The organism is Asticcacaulis currens, assembly GCF_028550395.1.
GTDB classification, from domain to species: Bacteria; Pseudomonadota; Alphaproteobacteria; order Caulobacterales; family Caulobacteraceae; genus Asticcacaulis; species Asticcacaulis currens.
The window spans coordinates 1-2192 of the sequence record NZ_JAQQKW010000019.1; the positions used below are offsets into that span (position 1 = coordinate 1).

The 2192-nt window shown below is 54.8% G+C and carries 4 protein-coding genes; all 4 read left to right on the forward strand.

Annotation, left to right across the window (positions count from 1 at the left end):
• On the forward strand, positions 1 to 601 hold a 601-nt coding region (locus tag PQU94_RS17940; protein ID WP_272742802.1), incomplete at its 5' end, for a recombinase family protein.
• A gap of 3 nt (positions 602 to 604) precedes the next feature.
• Entirely contained in the window at positions 605 to 871 is a 267-nt protein-coding gene (locus tag PQU94_RS17945; protein ID WP_272742803.1) for a hypothetical protein, read from the forward strand.
• A gap of 57 nt (positions 872 to 928) precedes the next feature.
• On the forward strand, positions 929 to 1447 hold the full coding sequence (locus PQU94_RS17950; RefSeq protein WP_272742804.1) for a hypothetical protein: 519 nt from the start codon (positions 929 to 931) through the stop codon (positions 1445 to 1447).
• Positions 1448 to 1574: 127 nt separating this feature from the next.
• A complete protein-coding gene (locus PQU94_RS17955) occupies positions 1575 to 1940 on the forward strand; it encodes a hypothetical protein (RefSeq protein ID WP_272742805.1) in 366 nt (121 codons plus the stop codon).
• Positions 1941 to 2192 lie beyond the last annotated feature (252 nt).

Consider the following 2192-nt stretch of genomic DNA (forward strand, 5'->3'; position numbering starts at 1 on the left):
TGCGCGCGTTTCCACACACGATCAGCAGACAGACCTTCAGATGGATGCTTTGGTCGAGCATGGGGTGAAGGTGGAAGACATCTATCAAGACACCGCGTCTGGGAAGAGGGATGATCGTCCGGCGCTGATGGCGTGTCTCAAAGCCTTGCGTGAAGGCGACACCTTGGTTGTTTGGAAACTGGACCGCCTCGGCCGTGATCTGCGCCATCTGGTGAATGTGGTTCATGACCTGACCGGGCGCGGCATCGGCTTAAAGGTGCTGGCCGGACATGGGGCTTCCATTGATACGACGACCGCGAGCGGGAAGTTGGTGTTCGGAATCTTCGCCAGCTTGGCCGAGTTCGAGCGCGAGTTGATAAGAGAGCGAACCATGGCGGGGCTACAGGCTGCCCGCGCACGTGGTCGATCCGGAGGACGCAAGTTCGCCCTGACACCTAGTGGGCTGCGCCGGGCACAAGCCGCCATGACACACCGCGATACCAACGTATCCGACCTATGTGCTGAACTGGGCATCACCCGTAATACGCTTTACCGTCTTGTAAGCCCCAAGGGAGAGCTTCGACCAGACGGTGAGAAGCTTCTGGCCAAGACAGGACGATAAGCCATGACTTACATCCTTGAAGACGACCACATCACCACACCATTCGGCCGCTATTATCTGCGCGAGGTCGTCGATCCGTATTGCTCGGAATATGACGCCTCCGTCCTGACCGATGATCAGCGCCGGGACATTATTGATGTCGTTGGTGTAGAGGCCCTGACCGAGGCGCTGGAACGCCTGTATGTGGCCGACAAACACATGAAGGCGGATGAGGCCAACCGAACCATAAAGCTGGCTCTAAGGCGGCTGGATGGCCCACACAGGCCCTAACATCGTTCTCTTGACATCAGGCTTGGGGCGGAAAATGGTGGCTCTTGGGAGGGAGCCATGGAAGACGCAGGGCAGAAGAAGCGCGGCATTTTAGGCTGGGCAACTCTCGCAATGACGCCCCTCGGCATTTTAGCAGGGCCGATCTCGATTGCCTCTATGGTCAGTCATCTGATCGAATGGCATGGTCCCGCAGGCTATATCGTCAACTTCTGGAAGGAGGAGATACGGCCGCCGTTCAGAGCCAGCATTGAATGGCTTCTAAGTCTGGTCGAGCCTTGGCTACACATCCCCAAGCCTCCCGACGCCCTTGTTGATTACATCATCGTCAGCCTGTTACTAACCTCGTGCTATCTGAGAGCAACATACCTCGTGCCGAAAAACGACCTACGGCACACGATATTGAATAGCCTAATGTATCTGATGTTCTGGCCGCTCGTCGCCATGGGGGTCATTATATCGATCTGCCGAGAAGGCGTAAAATCATGGCCACGCCTCTCTCTAACCTTCGCTCCAATTATCGGCTTCCTATTGCTGTGGGCGGGAAACGAAGTCCCAAAACTACTTGCGTTTTTTTAAGCGCGCGGACACGAAGTGATGGAGATCAGTTCTACTGCCCGAATGTCTGGAAAATAGGACATTAAACCGCCCCGGCTGAGACCGGAGCCTAAATATTGATGTCATCATTACAGGAGGCATCAATCCAATGGCACGCTACTACATCACCCAAGCCGAGGCGTATCTCCTCAGCTTTCTTCCATCCTGTCAGTTCCATGCGGAAGACCGCCAGCTTTATCATGACCATGTAAGTCCAAGGCTGATCCGCGATCTGCTGCTGACCTATGACTATGAGGACGCCATTGCCGTCCTGACCTACGTCATTGAGCGCATCGACATCCGTCATGATCGCGCCAAGGATCGACGCCATCGCTATGAACTGGCCTGCTATCGATCATGGCTGGCTAACATCCGTGGCCAGATCGAAAACGACTATGCCCCTGACCGTGCCGTCCAGCGTCCAAGCTTCATGGAAGCCGTAAAGCGCGTCATCGCTCGTCAGGCCCAACCATAACGCTCAGGGTCCATGGGCGTTACCCCGGCCTCTCTGAACACCACTCCAATAATAGGTTCAGGGAGGCCTTTTTCTATCCGCATATCCGATTAAAATTGTTTTAGAACAATGCGATATGGTATAATTGCATTATGCAACTAAGTGAGTAAGCGTATGCGTTCCGCCTTCAAAAACGAGGCTCTTGTCCTCCAATACATCGGCCAATGGTTCGACCCCAAGATCGACTACAGGCCCCACGCCAAGCGTCTCGTC